The 15594-nt window shown below is 72.6% G+C and carries 14 protein-coding genes and 1 other RNA gene; 13 read left to right on the top strand and 2 right to left on the bottom strand.

Going from position 1 to position 15594, the window contains the following annotated elements; all coding sequences use genetic code 11:
* Positions 1–149: 149 nt before the first annotated feature.
* Entirely contained in the window at positions 150–332 is a 183-nt protein-coding gene (locus AB0E83_RS31315) for a hypothetical protein (protein WP_362119434.1), read from the bottom strand.
* Positions 333–567: 235 nt separating this feature from the next.
* On the opposite strand from AB0E83_RS31315, the gene ftsE reads away from it, so the two are divergent.
* The 5 genes from ftsE to ssrA all read left to right on the top strand — a co-directional run bounded on the left by ftsE (position 568) and on the right by ssrA (position 4466).
* A complete protein-coding gene (ftsE, locus tag AB0E83_RS31320) occupies positions 568–1257 on the top strand; it encodes a cell division ATP-binding protein FtsE (protein WP_053648390.1) in 690 nt (229 codons plus the stop codon).
* 21 nt (positions 1258–1278) lie between these two features.
* A complete protein-coding gene (gene ftsX / locus AB0E83_RS31325) occupies positions 1279–2196 on the top strand; it encodes a permease-like cell division protein FtsX (protein WP_319009394.1) in 918 nt (305 codons plus the stop codon).
* A gap of 78 nt (positions 2197–2274) precedes the next feature.
* Entirely contained in the window at positions 2275–3447 is a 1173-nt protein-coding gene (locus AB0E83_RS31330) for a S41 family peptidase (RefSeq protein ID WP_362119437.1), read from the top strand.
* An 18-nt stretch (positions 3448–3465) separates the two neighbouring features.
* Positions 3466–4002, top strand: a complete 537-nt coding sequence (gene smpB / locus AB0E83_RS31335) for an SsrA-binding protein SmpB (protein ID WP_051716858.1) — start codon at positions 3466–3468, stop codon at positions 4000–4002.
* 95 nt (positions 4003–4097) lie between these two features.
* Positions 4098–4466, top strand: a transfer-messenger RNA (tmRNA) gene (gene ssrA, locus AB0E83_RS31340).
* Positions 4467–4532: 66 nt separating this feature from the next.
* Here ssrA and AB0E83_RS31345 read toward each other — a convergent pair.
* The gene (locus AB0E83_RS31345; RefSeq protein WP_362119441.1) at positions 4533–5810 is read right to left on the bottom strand and encodes an MFS transporter; all 1278 of its coding nucleotides are present in this window, start codon (positions 5808–5810) and stop codon (positions 4533–4535) included.
* Between the two features lie 83 nt (positions 5811–5893).
* Here AB0E83_RS31345 and AB0E83_RS31350 point away from each other — a divergent pair, with 83 nt between their 5' ends.
* The 8 genes from AB0E83_RS31350 to AB0E83_RS31385 all read left to right on the top strand — a co-directional run.
* On the top strand, positions 5894–6862 hold the full coding sequence (locus AB0E83_RS31350) for a LysR family transcriptional regulator (RefSeq protein ID WP_362119444.1): 969 nt from the start codon (positions 5894–5896) through the stop codon (positions 6860–6862).
* A 144-nt stretch (positions 6863–7006) separates the two neighbouring features.
* Positions 7007–8362: a nitrate/nitrite transporter gene (locus AB0E83_RS31355; RefSeq protein WP_362119447.1), complete on the top strand. Its 1356-nt coding sequence runs from the start codon at positions 7007–7009 to the stop codon at positions 8360–8362.
* Positions 8363–8446: 84 nt separating this feature from the next.
* On the top strand, positions 8447–9580 hold the full coding sequence (locus AB0E83_RS31360; RefSeq protein WP_362119450.1) for a uroporphyrinogen-III synthase: 1134 nt from the start codon (positions 8447–8449) through the stop codon (positions 9578–9580).
* Between the two features lie 494 nt (positions 9581–10074).
* Positions 10075–10596 carry a GNAT family protein gene (locus AB0E83_RS31365; RefSeq protein ID WP_362119453.1) on the top strand — a complete coding sequence of 174 codons (522 nt, stop codon included), beginning with the start codon at positions 10075–10077 and terminating at the stop codon, positions 10594–10596.
* Between the two features lie 62 nt (positions 10597–10658).
* Positions 10659–12938 carry a UvrD-helicase domain-containing protein gene (locus tag AB0E83_RS31370; RefSeq protein ID WP_362119456.1) on the top strand — a complete coding sequence of 760 codons (2280 nt, stop codon included), beginning with the start codon at positions 10659–10661 and terminating at the stop codon, positions 12936–12938.
* A 365-nt stretch (positions 12939–13303) separates the two neighbouring features.
* Positions 13304–14719: an NAD-dependent malic enzyme gene (locus AB0E83_RS31375; protein WP_362119459.1), complete on the top strand. Its 1416-nt coding sequence runs from the start codon at positions 13304–13306 to the stop codon at positions 14717–14719.
* Between the two features lie 345 nt (positions 14720–15064).
* Positions 15065–15346, top strand: a complete 282-nt coding sequence (locus tag AB0E83_RS31380; protein ID WP_017237029.1) for an HU family DNA-binding protein — start codon at positions 15065–15067, stop codon at positions 15344–15346.
* A 42-nt stretch (positions 15347–15388) separates the two neighbouring features.
* On the top strand, positions 15389–15594 hold a 206-nt coding region (locus tag AB0E83_RS31385), incomplete at its 3' end, for a hypothetical protein (RefSeq protein WP_362119462.1).

Consider the following 15594-nt stretch of genomic DNA (forward strand, 5'->3'; position numbering starts at 1 on the left):
TTTTAATACACTAAAATCTGTAAGTTCTTCGGTGGGCCGCGCGGCCCCCGCAGCTCCGTCTTAAAAAAAATTTGCCGGTGTTGGTAGCTCCTCCCCGGCCCTTCGACCGTTCCGGCTCGTGTGCGGCCCCCGGGGGCCGCCGGTCGCGCCTAGACCGTGCGCACCGCCGCCAGCAGCGCCAGCGTGCCCAGCAGGGCGATCACCAGCGCCAGTACCATCGCGGGGGACAGGCCCTGCGGTGCCAGGCGCTCACGGCTGGCCCGGCAGACGGGGCAGCGACCCTCGGCGACCGGGGCCGCGCAGCTGGCGCACACCAGTCGGTCGTAGGTCATACGCTCTCCTCCTCCCGCAGGGGGCTCACCAGGACAACGTCCGGCACGATCCGGACGTTCCCCCTACCACTGTGCCAGCTCCGCGAGGTTCCGGCGCGCCCCGGTCGCGAACGGCCCCGCCCCGTCCCGGAGGGCGAAAAAGGATAAAGCACGCAAGTCAGGACCGCGACTGCGCGGGGGTTCCCGGTTCGCGTAAGGTCACGCACACCTACTCCCGGCCGACCGTGGTGCATCCGTGATCCGATTCGACAACGTCTCCAAGTCCTATCCGAAGCAGAACCGCCCCGCGCTCCGGGATGTCTCCCTGGAGATCGAGAAGGGGGAGTTCGTCTTCCTCGTCGGTTCGTCCGGCTCCGGAAAGTCGACCTTCCTCCGCCTGCTCCTGCGCGAGGAGCGCGCCAGCCAGGGGCAGGTGCACGTCCTCGGCAAGGACCTCGCCCGCCTCTCCAACTGGAAGGTGCCGCACATGCGGCGCCAGCTCGGCACCGTCTTCCAGGACTTCCGCCTGCTGCCGAACAAGACGGTCGCGCAGAACGTGGCCTTCGCCCAGGAGGTCATCGGCAAGCCGCGCGGCGAGATCCGCAAGGCCGTGCCCCAGGTGCTCGACCTGGTCGGCCTCGGCGGCAAGGAGGACCGCATGCCGGGCGAGCTGTCCGGCGGTGAGCAGCAGCGCGTCGCGATCGCCCGCGCGTTCGTCAACCGCCCGATGCTGCTGATCGCCGACGAACCGACCGGCAACCTCGACCCGCAGACCTCCGTCGGCATCATGAAGCTGCTCGACCGCATCAACAGGACAGGGACCACCGTCGTCATGGCGACCCACGACCAGAACATCGTCGACCAGATGCGCAAGCGCGTCATCGAGCTGGAGAAGGGCCGCCTCGTCCGCGACCAGGCGCGCGGCGTCTACGGCTACCAGCACTGACGGCGGGGGAACCAGAACACCATGCGCGCTCAGTTCGTGCTCTCCGAGATCGGCGTCGGCCTCCGGCGCAACCTGACGATGACCTTCGCCGTCATCGTCTCCGTGGCCCTGTCGCTGGCCCTCTTCGGCGGTGCCCTGCTCATGCGCGAGCAGGTCTCCACGATGAAGGACTACTGGTACGACAAGGTCAACGTCTCCATCTTCCTCTGCAACAAGACGGACGCCGCGTCCTCGCCGAAGTGCGCCAAGGGCGCCGTCACCAAGCAGCAGCGCGAGCAGATCACGGCCGATCTGAAGAAGATGGACATCGTGGAGAACGTCATCCACGAGACGGCCGAGGAGGCCTTCAAGCACTACAAGGAGCAGTACGGCGACACCGCCATCGCCTCCGTCATCACCCCGGACCAGATGCAGGAGTCGATCCGGGTGAAGCTGAAGGACCCGGAGAAGTACAAGGTGGTCGCGACCGCCTTCGCCGGCCGGGACGGCATCGAGTCCGTCCAGGACCAGCGCTCCATCCTGGAGACGCTCTTCAACATGATGCGCAGCGTCAACTACGCGGCCGTCGCGCTGATGTTGCTCATGCTGGTGATCGCGCTGATGCTGATCATCAACACGGTCCGCGTCTCGGCCTTCAGCCGCCGCCGCGAGACCGGCATCATGCGGCTGGTCGGCGCCTCCAGCTTCTACATCCAGATGCCGTTCATCATGGAGGCCGCCTTCTCCGGCCTCATCGGCGGCGCCTTCGCCTGCGTGCTGCTCGTGGCCGGCCGGTACTTCCTCGTCGACCACGGCCTGAACCTGGCCGAGCAGATGCCGCTGGTGAACTTCATCGGCTGGGACGTGGTCCTCGCCCAGCTGCCGCTGGTGATCGTCATCGGCCTGCTGATGCCGTCCGTGGCCGCGTTCATCGCGTTGCGCAAGTACCTGAAGGTGTGAGAAGAGACCACGGAGGACGGAGGGCGTCCCGGGGGCAAACCCCCTGGGGCGCCTTCTCCTTGTCCTAGAGTGGGCGCCATGCCGGCCGGCCCCGTGCCCTTCTGTCCCCGGCCCCGCGGAGTCGTCCGGGGGGCCGTTCTCACGTTGGTCTTCACCGGAGTCCTCGCCACCGCCGCCGCGACCGGCGCGCTGCCCCGGGAGGACGGTGCCGGGCGGGAGCCCCGTACCGACGCGGGGGAGCGGGCCGTCCTCGACCGGGCGGCCCTCCACCGCGCCGCCGCCGAGGCCGTCGCCGACGGCAAGTCCGGCAAGCAGGCCGCCGAGGAGTTCGTCAGCCGCAGCGGCGACCGCTGGGGCGCGGTCTACGACCGGCGGGAGTACGCCGAGTTCGAGCGGTCCCTCGACGGCGCCTACACGGGCGTCGGCCTCTCCGCGGGCCGCACGTCCCCGGAGGGCCGCGTCGAGGTCACCCGGGTGCGGGCCGGCGGGCCCGCCGGGAAGGCCGGGGTGCGGGTCGGCGACCGGCTGCTCGCCGTCGACGGACGCGCCACCGACGGCCTGTCCGTCTCCGAGGTCGTCTCCCTGCTGCGCGGCGACGGCGTGCCCGGCTCCACCGTGGCCCTGCGGATCCGGCGCTCCGGCATGACCTGGACCCAGACCCTGCGCCGGGAGCGGCTCGCGACCGACCCGGTCACCGTCAGCCGGCCCGACGACCGGACCGTCGTCATCCGGGTCTCCGCCTTCAGCAAGGGCGCCGGCGCCCGGGTGCGGGAGGCCGTCCGGGCCGCCCCGGCCGGCGCCGGGGTCCTGCTCGACCTGCGGGGCAACTCCGGCGGGCTGGTCGACGAGGCCGCCGTCGCCGCCTCCGCCTTCCTCGACGGCGGCCTGGTCGCCACGTACGACGTCGAGGGCGAGCAGCGCGCCGTGTACGCGGAGCGGGGCGGGGACACCGGTCGGCCGCTGGTCGCGCTGATCGACGGCGGCACCATGAGCGCGGCCGAGCTGCTCACCGGCGCGCTCCAGGACCGGGGCCGGGCGGTCACCGTCGGCTCCCCCACCTTCGGCAAGGGCTCGGTGCAGATGCCGAGCACCCTGCCGGACGGCTCCGTCGCCGAGCTCACCGTGGGCCACTACCGCACCCCCGCGGGCCGCGAGGTCGACGGCCGGGGCCTCGCCCCCGACCTGCCGGCCGGGGAGCGGGCCGAGGAACGGGCCCGCACGGTATTGAGTGGCCTCGGAGGGGGCTCGTAGTGCGAAAATGACCGCACTATGGCTAAGGGACTCGTCAACGTGCAGGGCAAGCCTGCCAAGAAGGCCCAGGACAAGGGGCCGGAGCGCAAGCTCATCGCGCAGAACAAGAAGGCGCGCCACGACTACCTGATCCTCGACACGTACGAGGCGGGCGTGGCGCTCATGGGCACGGAGGTGAAGTCGCTCCGGATGGGGCGGGCCTCGCTGGTGGACGGCTTCGTCCAGATCGAGGGCCACGAGGCGTGGCTGTACAACATCCACGTCCCCGAGTACATGCAGGGCAGCTGGACCAACCACTCGGCGAAGCGGAAGCGGAAGCTGCTGCTGCACCGGGCGGAGATCGACAAGCTGGAGCAGAAGGCGTCGGAGACCGGTCACACGATCGTGCCCCTCGCCCTGTACTTCCTGGGCGGCCGGGTGAAGTGCGAGATCGCGCTCGCCAAGGGCAAGAAGGAGTACGACAAGCGGCAGACCCTGCGGGAGAAGCAGGACACTCGCGAGACCGCGCGGGCCATCGCGGCGGCGAAGCGGCGCCAGCGCGCGCAGGAGCGCTGAGCCCGCCGGCGTCAATCCGCTGGCAACCGTGCCCACGGTTCACGTACCATGGGCAGCGCACTCCACCGAGGGTGCGCGGTTTGAAAAATCAACATGGGGATGATCGGTTTCGACAGCGGATGTCGAAGCAGGGGAAGCGTGTCGAGGAAGCGGCAATGATCTCGTAAACCACGCGCCGAAACCAATAATCGCCAACACCAAGCGCGATTCCTTCGCCCTCGCTGCCTAAGTAGCGACTCGCGAAGTGTCAGCCCGGGGCTGTTCCCGACCCGGATCCTGGCATCAGCTAGGGAACTAAACCTTGATCCCGGTCACGGGGTGAAGAGGGAAATCAAACAGTGACTGAGCCCGTTCCGGACTTGTCTGGGTGATCCGGAGGGCTGAGAAAATCGCACCAGACTGCACACGGAGAAGCCCTGGTTCCGCACCGTTGGACGCGGGTTCGATTCCCGCCATCTCCACTCATCCCATGTGGGCAGAGGCCCGGTGGTCGCGCGAGCGGCCGCCGGGCCTCTGTCATGCCGTGCCCGTCAGTCCCGCGCGCGGCGGCCGACCCCGGTCGCCGCGCACAGAGCCAGCGCCGTCGCCGCCGCCGTCACCGGCAGGACGAAGCCCAGGGCGGGGGAGGGGGCGTGGTCGGCGGTCCAGCCGGCGGTCGCCGAGCCGACCGCGATGCCGCCCAGGAGGGCGGTCACGGCCAGGGTCATGCCCTCGTTCAGCTGGGCGGGCGGGGTCAGCCGCTGGACCAGGGCCATGCCCGTGACCATCGTGGGGGCCGTCGCCATGCCCGCCACCAGGAGACCGGCGGCCAGCGCGAGGAGCGAACCCGTCCCGGACACGAGCAGCGGGGCCGCCATCAGAACCGTCATCGCCGCCAGACAGGCCCGCAGGCCGGCCGTGCGGCGGGCCCGGCCGTAGAGAAGGCCGGCCGCGCAGGAACCCGCCGCCTGGAGGGCCAGGACCGGGCCCGCGAGGGGGCCGTCCACGTACGCCAGGGTGGTCACCTCCATCGAGCCGAAGATCGCGCCCGTGGCCAGGAAGACCACCAGCAGCGACGGCATCCCGGGCGCGCGCAGCGGCGAGCCCGCGGCGGTGCGCGGGGCGACCGGCGGCTCGGTCGAGCGCTGGGCCGCGAAGAGCAGGACGCCCGTCAGGAAGAGGAGGGCCGCCGCCAGCGCGCCCGCCTCCGGGAAGAGCGCCGAGCAGAGCCCCGCCGCCAGCACCGGACCCAGCATGAAGCACAGCTCGTCGGCGGCCTGCTCGAAGGCGTTCGCCGTGTGCAGGGCGGCCGCGTCGCCGCGCAGCAGGTGCGCCCACCGGGCCCGGGACATGCCGCCCGTGTTCGGGGTGGTGGCGGTCAGCGCGATCGCGCAGAACAGCGCCCACGCGGGCGCGTGCCCGCGGACGCAGAGCAGCAGCGCCAGATGGCCCAGGGCGGCCAGGGCCGCGGCCGGGACGGCGACCCGGGCCTGCCCGTGCCGGTCGACCAGCCGGGCCACCCACGGCGCCGTCACCGCGCTCGCCACCAGCCCGGTCGCCGTGACCGAACCCGCCAGGGCGTACGAGTCGTACGCCGCCGAGATCATGATCACCTCGCTGACCCCGAACATCCCGGCCGGCAGCCGCGCGATCAGGTTCCCGGCGGTGAACGCGCGCGTGCCGGGGAGGGCGAAGAGCCGCAGGTACGGGTTGCGGGGCGCCTTCGCGCGCGGGCCGGCGGGACCGGCCGGGAGCGCGGCGGGGCGCTTGCGGTAGCGGGGGGCCAGGCCCGGGCCGGCGGGGGTGGGGACGAGGTGCTGCTGAGGCATGCCGCAAGGCTCCGGCCGGAGGGCCCGGGCCGTCCAACACCTGTACGGTCGCCATTCACGCACCTGTGTTGTTGAATGCGGCGGTGGTCACTCCGTACGACACCGAGCCCCGGCTGCTGCGCGCCTTCACCGCCGTCGCCGAGGAACTGCACTTCACCCGCGCCGCCGGACGGCTCTACGTCGCCCAGCAGGCGCTCAGCCGCGACATCCGGCGCCTGGAGCGCGAGCTGGGCGTCCAGCTCTTCGTACGGACCACCCGGCAGGTCGCGCTCACCCCGGACGGCGACCGGCTCCTGCCGTACGCCCGCCGCGTCCTCGACGCCCACGACGCGCTCCGCGACGCCTTCCGGGCCGAGCACCGCCCCCTCCTCGTCGACCTCAACTCGCCCGGCCTCGTCCAGGACCGCATCCTGCGCCGCGCCCGCGAACGCGCCCCCGAGCTGGAGCTGATGGCCCGCTTCGAGTCCGGCCTCACCGGCGCCGCGCGGGAGATCCTGGCCGGCCGGCTCGACGCCTCCTTCGGCCGGTACGGCGGCCTGGCGCCCGGCCTGCGGGCCCGGCTCGACGCGCAGTTCGTGCGGTACGAGGCGATGGCGGTGGTCCTGCCCGAGGACCACGCCCTCGCCGGACTGCCCGAGGTGCCGCTCGGCCGGCTCGCCGGCGAACGCCTCTACGCCGGCGCCGGCAACGACCGCACCCCCGAGTGGACCGACCTCGCCACCCGGCTCTTCGCCGGCCGCGGCATCCACCTCGCGCCGCCCGCGCCGCTCGCCGTCGGCAAGGAGGAGTTCCAGCGGATCATGGCCAAGCACCGGCACCCGGTGCTCGCCGTCACCGGCTTCCCGCCCATGCCCGGCTGCGTCCTGCGCCCCCTCGTCGACCCCGTCCCGCTCTCGCCCGTCAGCCTCGTGTGGCGCAAGGGCCTGCGCCACCCCGGCCTCGACGCCCTCCGCGCGGCCGCCGCCGAACTCGGCGAGCGGGAGGGCTGGCTGGAACGCCCGCCCGGCTCCTGGCTGCCGGACGGCGAGCCGGGGGTCCCGGAGGCGCGGTGAGGGAACCCGCTCACACCGTCCGTCCCGTCCGGGTGAGGGCAAGGTTCCGTCGACGACACCTCACGGCACGGCCATGAAACGCGGCCTTCCTAGCGTCGGCACCACCGGGATCCGAGACGGGATCCGACACCGTGGAGGTGCGAGATGGGCGGGCGCTGGATCGACGTGTGGGAGCCGGAGGACGAGACCTTCTGGCGGGAGAAGGGCGAACGGATCGCCAAGCGGAACCTCGCCTTCTCCGTCCTCTCCGAACACATCGGCTTCTCCGTCTGGAGCCTGTGGTCGGTGATGGTCCTGTTCATGGGACCCGAGTACGGCATCGACCCCGCCGGGAAGTTCTTCCTCATCGCCACCGCGACCTTCGTCGGTGCGCTGATCCGCATCCCGTACACCTTCGTCGTCGCCCGCTTCGGCGGGCGCAACTGGACGGTCTTCAGCGCCCTGCTGCTGCTCCTGCCGACCGGCTTCGCCTACGCGGTGATGGAACCGGGCACGTCCTACTCCACCTTCGTCCTGGTGGCGGCGCTCACCGGCGTCGGCGGCGGCAACTTCGCCTCCTCCATGACCAACATCAACGCCTTCTTCCCGCTGCGGAAGAAGGGCTGGGCGCTCGGCCTCAACGCGGGCGGCGGCAACATCGGCGTCCCCGTCGTCCAGCTCGTCGGCCTCCTCGTCATCGGCACCGCCGGCGCGATGCACCCGAGGATCGTGCTCGGCGTCTACCTGCCGCTCATCGTGGTCGCCGCCGTCTGCTCCGCGCTCTTCATGGACAACCTCACGCCCGTGAAGAACGACACCGGCGCCTTCCGCGAGGCCGTCCGGGCCCGCCACACCTGGATCATGGCCTTCCTGTACATCGGCACCTTCGGCTCCTTCATCGGCTACAGCTTCGCCTTCGGCCTCGTCCTCCAGACCCAGTTCGGCCGCACCCCGCTCCAGGCCGCCTCGCTCACCTTCATCGGCCCCCTGCTCGGCTCCCTCATCCGCCCCTTCGGCGGCTCCCTCGCCGACAGGCACGGCGGCGCCCGCATCACCCTCGCCACCTTCGCCGCGATGTCCGCCGCGACCGGCATCGTCATCTGGGCCTCCGTCATCGAGTCGCTCGCCGTCTTCCTCGTCGGCTTCATCGCCCTCTTCGTCCTCAGCGGCCTCGGCAACGGCTCCACCTTCAAGATGATCCCGGCGATCTTCCTCGCCCAGGGGCACCGCAAGGGCCTGAGCGGCGAGCCCGCGGAGGCGTACGGACGGCGGCTCTCCGGGGCCTCCATGGGCCTCATCGGGGCCATCGGCGGCCTCGGCGGCCTCGGCATCAACCTCGCCTTCCGGCAGTCCTTCCAGACCGTCGGCAGCGGCACCGGCGCCTTCGTCGCCTTCCTCGCCTTCTACGCCGCCTGCATGGCCGTCACCTGGGCGGTATACCTTCGCCGCCCGCCCGTCGTCCCCGACACCGCCGAGTCCGCCGAAGAGCCGGAGCACCGGCCCGGATACGCGGAGGTGTGAGCCGGGGTGCAGGGCGCGTACCGTAACGACCAGGAAATACGCGTGAACCCCGACCGTCACGCGTCCGCGCCACTCTCGATGCCCATGGACCAGCACGAACACGGACCCCTGGCCGGCTTCACGGTCGGTGTCACCGCGGCCCGGCGCGCGGACGAACTCATCGCCCTGCTGCGCCGGCGCGGCGCGGCCGTCGTGCACGGCCCCGCGCTGCGGATCGTCCCGCTCGCCGACGACACCGAACTCCTCGACGCCACCAAGGAGATCATCGGCGACACGCCGGACGTCGTCGTCGCCACCACCGCGATCGGCTTCCGCGGGTGGGTCGAGGCGGCCGAGGGCTGGGGGTACGGCTCCGAACTCCTCGACGCGCTGCGCGGGGTCGAACTCCTCGCCCGCGGGCCCAAGGTCAAGGGTGCCGTGCGGGCCGCCGGGCTCACCGAGACCTGGTCGCCCTCCTCCGAGTCCATGGCCGAGGTCCTCGACCGGCTCCTCGCCGAGGGCGTCGACGGGCGGCGGATCGCCGTCCAGCTCCACGGCGAACCGCTCCCCGGCTTCGTCGAGGCGCTCGTCGCGGCCGGGGCGACGGTGCTGGGCGTGCCGGTGTACCGGTGGATGCCGCCGGAGGACCTCGGGCCGCTCGACCGGCTCCTCGACGCGGTGCTCTCCGGCTCCGTCGACGCGGTCGCCTTCACCAGCGCGCCGGCGGCGGCGTCGCTCTTCGCGCGGGCGGCGGAGCGGGGGGTGCGGGACCGGGTCGTCGAGGCGCTGCGGCACGAGGTGCTCACGGTGTGCGTGGGGCCCGTGACGGCCCTCCCGCTCCAGGCCGAGGCCATCCCGACGCACCAGCCCGAACGGTTCCGCCTCGGGCCGCTCGTGCAGCTGCTCTGCACCGAGCTGCCCGCGCGGTCCCGGGTGCTGCCCGTCGCCGGACACCGGCTGGAGATCCGGGGCCACGCGGTGCTCGTCGACGGCGAGCTGCGCCCCGTGCCGCCCGCCGGCATGGCCCTCCTCGACCGGCTGGCCCACCGGCCCGGCTGGGTCGTCTCCCGGGCGGACCTGCTGCGGGTGCTGCCGGGGGCGGGGCGGGACGAGCACGCGGTCGAGACGGCGATGGCGCGGCTCCGGGTGTCGCTGGGGGCGGCCAAGCTGATCCAGACCGTGGTCAAGCGGGGCTACCGCCTCTCCCTGGACCCCCTGGCCGACGACCCGACCCCCTGACCACCCCCCGCCCGTGCGGGCCGCGCCCCGTCGCCCCCTTGGTGCGGGCTGCGCCCCGTCGTCCCTGCGGGCTGCGCCCCGGCGTCTCTGTGGGCAGGCGTCCCGCTGGGGCGGGACGGGTGGGCACAGGGACGGCGCCCTCTGCCGGGCCTAGGCTTTCCGGGCCTGGGCCCGCACCCCTTGTACGGCTCCGTACGGGTGCGGGTTCAGGCCCGGTCGCGGAGGCACCGCTAAGGGTGCGGTTCCGTTGTGCCCACCCTCCCCCAAGGACTTCGTCCAGGGGGGACCCCCAGCCCCTTGCGGAACGCCTGCCCACAACGCAACGGCGGCGCGGCGGCACCGCAACCAGCCCCGCCGGGCGCAGCCCACAACGAAACGGCGGCGCAGCCCGCGACGGGGCGGCGGGTGCGGAACGCCTGCCCACAACGGAGCGGCGGGCGCAGCCCACAATGAAACGGCGGGTGCGGCTCGGGGTGGCGGGGTAGCGTGGAGGGGTGATCGATGGGGTGGGGGTCAGGGAGGGGCGGGCGGAGGACGCCGCCGCGCTCGCGGACGCGCTCGCGCGGAACCGGGCGCACATGCGCGCCACGGAGCCGTACCGGCCCGAGCGGTACTACACGGCCGAGGCCCAGGCCGAGCGCCTGGCCGACGGCGGCCGCCGGTGGTTCGCCGTCCGCGCCGACGGGCGGATCGTCGGCGCCGCGATCCTCTCCGGCATCGTCCTCGGACCGTTCCGCAGCGCCTCCCTCGGGTACTGGGTCGACGGCGAGCACACCGGCCGCGGCATCGCCTCCGCCCTCGTCGCCGAGGTGCTGCGCGCCTCGCGGGACGGACTGGGGCTGCACCGGATCGAGGCGTCGACCCTGCTGGACAACCACGCCTCGCAGCGCGTCCTCGCCAAGGCCGGGTTCGAGCGGATCGGGACCGCCCCCCGGTACCTGCACATCGCCGGCGCCTGGCGCGACCACCACCTCTTCCAGCGGATCCTGCACGATCAGGACCCGCCCCGCGCCTGACACGGCGGCCACCGGTGGCGTACCTTTGACGGCTGCCCAGTGCACGTCAGAAGGGGGCCTTAGTGGCCGCGCAGGAAGCCGTCGACACGGTCAGAGACCGTGAGATCGGCGTCGAGCAGGAACATCTGGACCAGGTCTACCGCCGCCTGGAGGAGAAGATCCACGAGGCGGAGTTCCTGATGAACGACGCCGCCCGGAAGGGGCACGTCGGCACGCCCGGCGCCCTCGCCGAGCGCGACGCCCAGGTCTTCCGGGCCGGCATCCACCTCAACCGGCTCAACAACGAGTTCGAGGACTTCCTGTTCGGCCGGATCGACCTGCTGTACGGGAAGGACGGGGTCAAGGGGCCCGACGGCGCGTACACCTCCGTGGAGCCCGCCGAGGACGCCATCCGGCCCGACAACACCGCCGACATCGGCGAGACCCTGCACATCGGCCGCATCGGCGTCCTCGACGCCGACTACTCCCCGCTCGTCATCGACTGGCGCGCCCCGGCCGCCGCCCCCTTCTACCGGTCCACGCCCGTCGAGCCGGGCCGGGTCGTCCGCCGCCGGGTGATCCGGTCGAAGGGCCGCCGGGTCCTCGGCGTCGAGGACGACCTGATGCGCCCCGAGCTGAAGGCCACCCTCGACGGCGCCGAGCTGCCCGTCATCGGCGACGGCGCCCTCATGGCCGCGCTCGGGCAGGCCCGTTCGCACACCATGCGGGACATCGTCTCGTCCATCCAGGCGGAGCAGGACCTCGTCATCCGCGCCCCCGCCGCCTCCGTCACGTACGTCGAGGGCGGCCCGGGCACCGGGAAGACCGCCGTGGCGCTGCACCGGGCCGCGTACCTGCTCTACCAGGACCGCAGGCGGTACGCGGGCGGCATCCTCATCGTCTCGCCGACCCCGCTGCTCGTCTCGTACACCGAGGGCGTGCTGCCCTCCCTCGGCGAGGAGGGGCAGGTCGCGATCCGGGCGCTGGGCAACCTGGTCGACGGCGCCGAGGCCGACGCGTACGACGAGCCGGCCGTCTCCCGGGTCAAGGGGTCGTCGCGGATGCTCGCGGTGCTCCGCAAGGCCGCGCGCGGCGCCCTGGAGGGCCCGGACACGCCGAAGCTGCTCCGGGTCGTCGCCTTCGGGCGCCGGCTCGAACTGGAGGAGGGCGAGCTGCGGCGGATCCGGCAGAACGTGCTCTCCGGCACCGCCCCCGTCAACCTGCTCCGGCCCCGCGCCCGCCGGCTCCTCCTCGACGCGCTCTACGCCAAGTCGGGCGCCGCGGGCCGGCACAGCGACCCCGAGCTCGCCGCCGAGCTGCGCTCCTCCTTCGACGAGGACGTCTCCACCGAGGACTCCTTCCTCGGCTTCCTCGACGCCTGGTGGCCCGAGCTGGCCCCCCGTCAGGTCCTGGACGCCATGGCCGACGAGAAGCGGCTCGGCCGCTGGGCCCGCCGGGTCCTCAACCCCGGCGAGGTCCGCCGGATCGCCCGCTCGCTGCGCCGCCCCGGCCTCTCCGTCCACGACGTGGCCCTCCTCGACGAGCTGCACACCCTGCTCGGCGCCCCCGCCCGGCCGCGCAAGAAGCGGGAGTACGACCCGCTGGACCAGCTCACCGGCCTGGAGGAGCTGATGCCGGTGCGGGAGGAGACCCAGCGCGAGCGGGCCGAGCGGCTCGCCGCCGAGCGGACCGAGTACGCGCACGTCATCGTCGACGAGGCGCAGGACCTCACGCCCATGCAGTGGCGGATGGTCGGCCGCCGCGGCCGGCACGCCACCTGGACGGTCGTCGGCGACCCGGCCCAGTCCTCCTGGTCCGACCCGGACGAGGCGGCCGCCGCCCGCGACGAGGCGCTCGGCTCCCGGCCGCGCCGCCGCTTCGAGCTGACCGTGAACTACCGCAACCCGGCGGAGATCGCCGAGCTGGCCGCCAAGGTGCTCGCCCTCGCCATGCCGGGCAAGGAGTCCCCGCGGGCGGTCCGCTCGACCGGCGTCGAGCCCCGGTTCGTCGCCGTCGGCAAGGGCGACGACCTGGCCGGAACCGTGCGGTCCGAGGCGGAGCGGCTGCTCGCCGAGGTGGAGGGCACGGTCGGCGTGGTCGTCGCCATGGACCGGCGCGGGGAGGCCGCCCGCTGGCTCGACGGCCTGGGCGACCGGGTGGTCGCGCTCGGCTCGCTGGAGGCGAAGGGCCTGGAGTACGACGCCACCCTCGTCGTCTCGCCGGCCGAGATCGCCGACGAGTCCCCGGCCGGCCTGCGGGTGCTGTACGTGGCCCTCACCCGTTCGACGCAGGCGCTGACCGTCCTCGCGGGGGAGCGGGACCTGCCGGACGGGGCGGGCGTCCCGGACCTCCTGCGGGACTGACCGAAAGTCGTCCCGCGCCGGGGGAATCGCCTCCGGGGGGTGTTTGTTAGCCTTGTCGTGACACCGGCTCGATCCAAGCCCCCGGGCCCAACCTTCGTCCCTCAGAGGGACCACTTGCCGCGAGGCGAGCATGGCGGGTCGGTGTCACTTAGACGTACATACGAAGTTGAGGCCCCGGTCGTCTTCCGATGACCGGGGCCTCTTCTGTTGTTCCCGCAACTCTCGTATGGTGGAAACTACTTTCCGAAAACAAAATGACCGCATTACCTGCTACCGGCAGGTAGGTGCGACCATCGGAGGGCGTCGCCGGGCAACCAGCCGGGGCGGCGTAGCAACGAAGCTAGGGAAAGCAGAGGAACCCGGCCATGGCAACGGCGCCCAGCGTCTCGTACTCGATGACGGTCCGCCTGGAGGTGCCCGCGAGCGGCACCGCCGTCTCGCAGCTCACCGCGGCGGTCGAGTCCCACGGAGGCTCCGTCACCGGCCTCGACGTCACCGCCTCCGGCCACGAGAAGCTCCGGATCGACGTCACCGTCGCCGCGACCTCCACCGCGCACGCCGACGAGATCGTCGAGCGGCTGCGGGGCATCGAGGGCGTCGTCCTCGGCAAGGTCTCCGACCGGACGTTCCTGATGCACCTCGGCGGCAAGATCGAGATGGCGTCCAAGCACCCCATCCGCAACCGCGACGACCTCTCGATGATCTACACCCCGGGCGTCGCCCGCGTGTGCATGGCGATCGCCGAGAACCCCGAGGACGCCCGCCGCCTCACCATCAAGCGCAACTCGGTCGCCGTCGTCACCGACGGCTCCGCCGTCCTCGGCCTCGGCAACATCGGCCCGAAGGCCGCCCTGCCCGTCATGGAGGGCAAGGCCGCCCTCTTCAAGCGCTTCGCCGGCATCGACGCCTGGCCGATCTGCCTGGACACCCAGGACACCGACGCCATCGTCGAGATCGTGAAGGCGATCGCCCCCGGCTTCGCGGGCATCAACCTGGAGGACATCTCCGCGCCCCGCTGCTTCGAGATCGAGGCCCGGCTCCGCGAGGCCCTGGACATCCCGGTCTTCCACGACGACCAGCACGGCACCGCCATCGTCGTCCTCGCCGCCCTCACCAACGCCCTCCGGGTCGTCGGCAAGGGCATCGGGGACGTCCGGGTCGTCATGTCCGGCGCCGGCGCGGCCGGCACGGCCATCCTGAAGCTGCTGATCGCCGCCGGCGTGAAGCACGCCGTCGTCGCCGACATCCACGGCGTCGTCCACGCCGGCCGCGAGGACCTGGTGGACGCCCCGGCCGACTCGCCGCTGCGCTGGATCGCCGACAACACCAACCCCGAGGGCGTCACCGGCACCCTCAAGCAGGCCGTGGTCGGCGCCGACGTCTTCATCGGCGTCTCCGCCCCGAACCTGCTGGGCGCCGAGGACGTGGCCGCGATGGCCGAGGACTCGATCGTGTTCGCGCTCGCGAACCCGGACCCGGAGGTCGACCCGGCCGCCGCGCGGCAGACCGCCGCCGTGGTCGCCACCGGCCGCTCGGACTTCCCGAACCAGATCAACAACGTCCTGGTCTTCCCCGGCGTCTTCCGCGGCCTGCTCGACGCGCAGTCCCGGACGGTGAACACCGAGATGATGCTCGCCGCCGCCAGCGCGCTCGCGGACGTCGTCACCGAGGACGAGCTGAACCCGAACTACATCATCCCGTCCGTCTTCAACGACAAGGTCGCGGGCGCCGTGGCCGGGGCGGTCCGCAACGCCGCGAAGGCGGCGGGCGCGGGCGCCTGAGGCCCCGGGGAGCCCCCGCGGAGCCCCGCGCGAGCGTGTCGCGATTCGCGGAGCCGTAAACCCGCCTTTAGGGTGGCTTTTCGGCTCCGCACCGTTTGCGGGGAGTCGACGCTACGTCACCACCAGAGGGATCCGGCGCTTTTCGTGTGACCCCATGGGGTGCCGGATTGGCGTTCCCGCCGCTGGTGGGGGCAGGATGCTCCCCCGAGGACTTCGTCCAGGGGGGACCCCCAGGGCGCGAGGGATCACGAGAGGCAGACCCGGTTCCGGGGACTGTCCGAGGCCCCTGGCAGCATCGGCTTCGATCTCACGCCTCACAGGCAAGAAGAACACGGGAGTAACAACATGAACCGCAGTGAGCTGGTGGCCGCGCTGGCCGATCGCGCCGAGGTGACCCGCAAGGACGCCGACGCCGTGCTGGCCGCCCTCGCCGAGACCGTCGGTGAGGTCGTCGCCAAGGGCGACGAGAAGGTCACCATCCCCGGCTTCCTGACCTTCGAGCGCACCCACCGTGCCGCTCGCACCGCTCGTAACCCGCAGACCGGCGACCCGATCAACATCCCGGCCGGTTACAGCGTGAAGGTCTCCGCGGGCTCCAAGCTCAAGGAAGCCGCCAAGGGCAAGTAAGCGGCCTGTAGGCGCACGAAAAGGGCGGCCACCCCCTCGGGGGTGGCCGCCCTTCCGTTCGTACGGCAGAAGGCCGGCGGGGCCTTTCCGGGCGGGAGGGCCCTGCGTGCCGGGGAGGACGGCCTCGCCGCGGATCCGGTGGTCGCCGGCCCCGCCGGCGGCGGAGACCTCGCCGGTCAGCACCGTCGCGCCGTCCGCGAGCTCCACGACCGTGCCCAGCAGCGGGTGGGCGGGGGCCGGGGGCGCCA

This window comes from Streptomyces sp. NPDC035033, assembly GCF_040636735.1.
Classification (GTDB): Bacteria; Actinomycetota; Actinomycetes; order Streptomycetales; family Streptomycetaceae; genus Streptomyces.